Below are 4,822 nucleotides of genomic sequence, written 5' to 3'. Positions count from 1 at the left end.
AGAACCTTTGCTATTGGAGCATATTTTGAAAAAGTAGGTGACACACTCAAACTGAAGATTGCACTCACCAAAAAACGCAGAAAATGGTTCGTCGGAATTTGGGATTACCCCATAGACTTATCTCAAAAAATTTCAACTGCGTGATTTGGGTTAAATCCTCTTTAGTCTCTGGAAAGACGATTGACAATACTACTGACAAAATCAATATCCCACCAACAATTCCAAGAGAAACAGGGGATGGTATGTGAATTACAGGTGCTATTAACATTTTGAAACCAATGAAAGCAAGGACAAAAGCCAAACCATAAGGTAGTTTGCTAAACATGTGAATAAAGTTCGCCAATAAGAAATAAAGAGATCTAAGACCTAAAATTGCAAAAATATTTGAAGTATAAAGGATGAATGGATCTTTAGAAATTGCAAAAATTGCTGGAATTGAATCTACAGCGAAAAGTAAATCTGTAAATTCAACTACTGCTATTACTATTAATAATGGGGTCGCCATTTTTACCCCATTTTGAATGGTGAAAAATTTTGCTCCATCAAAGTTATCACTTACTTTAAAAAAGAATTTTACTAACCTTGCTCCTTTTGAATTCCCAAAATCACTTTCTTCATCATCTCCTCCAGATGCTTCTTTCCAAGATTTGATACCTGCATAAACTAAGAACAGACCAAACAATGTCAAAACAATATTAATTTCAGGCAATTGTAAAGTATTTACATCTACTAGATATTTCACATTTACTCCGATCAAAAGAAGCACGCCAAAAGAGACAGCGAGTATTTCAAATGCTTTTTCTTCTTTTAGATATCTAAAACCTAAAAAAATTGATAAAATACCAACTATCGTCCAAATCCAATAATGTAACGCACTATCATTCTGGATAAACTGCTGTAAATATGTCTTATTAATAAGTTCTACTCCCGCAAAAATGAAAATCGCACGTAAGATAATAGCTCCTAAAACACCCCAAAAAAGCACTTTGTGGTGTAAATACTTTGGAACATTAAAAAAGGAAAAAACTAGAATAAACACAAATAAGTTGTCTACTGATAAAGCTTTCTCTACCCAATAGGCGGTCTGATATTGAGTGAATTTTTCTATTGCTAAAGCATGCCCACCTTCGTCTTGATTATATAACCAATAAACTACACCCGAAAACACCATAGATAACGCAATCCAAGTGATTGACCACCAAAATGCTTCTTTTGAAGATACTTCATGACTTTTCTTGTTAAATACACCTAAGTCTAGAAGTAACATGATAATAATAACTACCGCAAAACCTACTATAAGTCCTGGGTGCAAATCAATAATACTGTTATTCATAATTTAATTTTTAGTTTACCATTGTTACGTATATTAGTCTACCTCCTTCTTCATTGGATAGGAGGATTTTTTTTCCGTGAGTCAATTCAACCATAGAATTGATTGGAATTTCTTTTTGTTCAGTAAGATCTTTCATGCCCGTTAAAGATTGATTAACAAGAACCCATTTATTTTGATAGAAAGTAAAGTATCCTACCGGCTTTTTATCATTATTTGTAAGACCCTCGTTTCTAATAACATTTCGCGAAACATGCCATTTGAAAAGATATTGATTGTGATAAACCATTAATCTGTGGTTTTCAGGTTTCCATACATCATTTTTTGTTTTGCAATATAAATCCAAAACAGGCAAACTGCCTTTATGCGGAGTGCCACAGAAAGGACATTTTGGCTTTGAAGTATTATCAAAAACATATCATTTTTCATCACAATTCGGATTATGACATGGCTGAATGAGATCTACCGTTTTTAATAAAGCTGTTTCCCATTCGTTTGCTATAGGACGAAGCATTGGGTTATGCAATCCATCAATAAATGCCCGTTTAAATAATTCAGACAGATATGGGCCCGTTACGGTGAATGGAATTTTCTTTGGATCACCCCAAAACACATCCCATTTTTTTAAATGGTCAACTTTTACTCTATTAACATTATCCGTTGGGTGTTCCACAAAAACTGCCTTCTCACCCATAGCCATCACTTCATCTTTTTCTGCATCTAGATCCCAAATTTTACCGCCTCGTAAAGGGTGTCTTCTTAAGAGATACATATAAATTAAAACCGCAAGTGCATGAAGATCTGTTTTCTGACTAGGCAATTTCCTGTTGGGATCTGAAATATTCAAGTGTTTTGTTGACAACACTTCGGGAGCGATAAAATCTGCAGTTCCGATAACATCGGGTGGGAATAAACCTGGAACCACTAAACCATCAATATCAATAATTGAAGCCGACTTAGTAACCGGATCTACCAAAACATTGTTATAAGATAAGTCAGAATGTGCGAGACCCATTTGGTGCATTTTTTTTACACCTCTGGAAATGTTAATACCAATCTGAAAATAACTGAGCCAATCTCCTAATTCTGACTTGTCTAAAGATAAAGGATATTGGTTATTACGAAAAGACGGAGACGTAAACCATTTGCCTACTTTTTCCCCACCTTTTATCATGTCATTCCCTTTATAGCCTTTGGCAAAGAAGAACTTGTTCAGATAAATAGGAACAACTATTCCTAATTGGTTATTTTTTTCAACGACATCAGTAGGCCATCTGAAAATTTCATCAAGAAAATAATCTGGTACATTGCCACTTTTGATATTTTTTAAATAAGTACTAACTATTTTAACAATCCTTTCCTTTTGTTGCTGTTTCTGTATAGGGGTAGGTTCTGGCTTTTTATCTCTATAAAATGCAACAACATATTTTTTATCCGGTGAAAAATATACATCTTTCACCCCGCCTTGTTTCGGACTGCCGTTATCTACATATTCGTAAGATTTTGAAGCATCAATTATTGAATTAACTTTTTGTACTGACATAATCTTAATAAATAATTGCTAATGTGCGGTCGTCGTGATTTCCTTTGCTCCAGAAATCCATCCAAGTCATCAGTTGCCTGTCTACGTTTTCATCATTAGAAAAATCTACTTTTGCTCCATCTTCATTTTTACCATCAAGATCATCTAAAAAGTTTTTCCATGCTTCGAAATCTTCCAATTTGTTTTCGGTAATAAATTTGGGATCGTAGATACCATCTGTCATCAAAAATAACTTAGAAAAATCTTTATAGAAATTTAGTGCGAAACGACTACCCATATTTGGATTCGAATAGATTTCAGGCATTGTTACAAACCTTGTTCCGCCTCCAAATTCACCTACGTCCATGTAATTAAGCAATTCAATGGTTTGTTCATCGTTCGAAAGAATATTTATGGGACAATCTCCGACGCCAAAAGTTAGAATTGCATAACCAAAATCAAATTTCTTGGCTAAAGCAAAAATCAATGTTGTATTTAAATCCTTCAAAGTCATGTTTTCATGTGATGAAAAGTCTTGAAGTTTTTGAAATACGCTTCTTACGGATTTATAAAGAACATTAACAATAGATGATTTAGCATCTATTTTTGGATCTCGTGCAAGGTTTGAATTATCTGGAGGTGTATTATCATCATCATTTGAATTATCACCTTCATTAGCAGCAAGATTTTCTTTTACTTCATCGAAATTTTGAGAACTTGAAAGATTTACTTGCTCTAGATCTTGTTTGACATCTGCTGAATAATTAGGGATGTCTGAATCGGATACCACCTTGTTTTCTTGAGAAACAGCATCTTCAACACTTTCAGGATTTACTAATAGATTCTCACTATTCTGGTATAATGTAACAAACGAGGACAAATTTCTTAAAACTTCTTCATTACTGAAATATTCTTGCAAATGTTCAGTTGCGATTTTCGAACCCTGTCTTGCATATTTTGCAGAGCCGGCTCCATCAGCAACGGCAACCAATGCCCAATCATCAGGTAATTTTGCTACAGAGAAATGATCATCTCGTGAAGTACCATCATGCGCATGAGACCGTCCCCTTTTGGAGGCAACTACAATTTTCTTATCTAAAAAATTTGCTTTTAAGGATAATTCATCTTCTTTAGCATAAATTATATCCTTATTACTTGGAATATTCTTCCACAAGTCCTTTGGATCTGCATTAACAATAAAAGGAATTACTTTTGCATCCTCCGTTAGGTTTTCATCGGACTTATGAAAAAACATGACGTGCAAATCGGCATTACAAGCAACAGGTGGAGTTCCGTAAATTCTATTTTTTTCCGCATCAAATTGTAACCCTGTTGAATCCAAATTAACAATTTTGGTAATCACAAGATCAGGAAAGTCCTCCATATTAAAGAAATATTCATATTCACGCTTCGCGTTGGCATTATCTATTGCAATATGTTTTTCTTTAAAATCCTCGCTTTGTTTGTACATATTAAATATTTCTAAGATTTGCTTTTTTGTTGCCGAAATAGAATTTGCCAAGCCTATAATTCGGGTATTGTCAATTAGTTTTGAAATTGTATTATTGGTAGTTTTACTTTCAGCAATGCTGTTTTCCACTAATAACTGTTTTAAAAGATCTTCCATATTATCCTAGAGTTCTGTTAATATCAAAACCGCCTTCTGAAACCCCATAATAGCCAACATTTCCACAATATGGACATTTGCTTTCGCCTTGTCCCGAAATGCAATGAATACCACCACACTGGCAAGTCGCTAATGCGTAATTATTTGCACAACAAGGACAACTAGGATTTCCGTAAAGTTCATCTGAGGAAATTTTCAAAGAATGGCTACCTCCATCTGATAATTCCAGATATGATTTTTCATCAATTTTGTGCGCTCCTTCGACTAAATAAATTCTTGTATTGAACCCTGGAACTCCCGATTCTTCTAATCCTTTTTTGAACTTAATTAACCTGAGTTCGGG

General features: G+C 34.2%; 5 protein-coding genes. All 5 read right to left on the bottom strand.

The window, feature by feature from the left end:
- Positions 1-64: 64 nt before the first annotated feature.
- Positions 65-1,333 carry a TerC family protein gene (locus EGH73_RS03820; protein WP_123280766.1) on the bottom strand — a complete coding sequence of 423 codons (1,269 nt, stop codon included), beginning with the start codon at positions 1,331-1,333 and terminating at the stop codon, positions 65-67.
- 10 nt (positions 1,334-1,343) lie between these two features.
- A complete protein-coding gene (locus EGH73_RS14460) occupies positions 1,344-1,676 on the bottom strand; it encodes a hypothetical protein (protein ID WP_317124637.1) in 333 nt (110 codons plus the stop codon).
- A gap of 72 nt (positions 1,677-1,748) precedes the next feature.
- Entirely contained in the window at positions 1,749-2,873 is a 1,125-nt protein-coding gene (locus EGH73_RS03815) for a protein kinase domain-containing protein (protein ID WP_317124636.1), read from the bottom strand.
- A gap of 4 nt (positions 2,874-2,877) precedes the next feature.
- Positions 2,878-4,479: a protein phosphatase 2C domain-containing protein gene (locus EGH73_RS03810; RefSeq protein WP_123280765.1), complete on the bottom strand. Its 1,602-nt coding sequence runs from the start codon at positions 4,477-4,479 to the stop codon at positions 2,878-2,880.
- Position 4,480: 1 nt separating this feature from the next.
- Positions 4,481-4,822: TerY-C metal binding domain-containing protein (locus EGH73_RS03805; protein ID WP_317124635.1), on the bottom strand; the 342-nt coding region annotated here is incomplete at its 5' end.

The organism is Epilithonimonas hominis (assembly GCF_003730015.1).
Lineage (GTDB): Bacteria > Bacteroidota > Bacteroidia > Flavobacteriales > Weeksellaceae > Epilithonimonas > Epilithonimonas hominis.
This window is presented reverse-complemented; position numbering and strand designations above follow the sequence as displayed.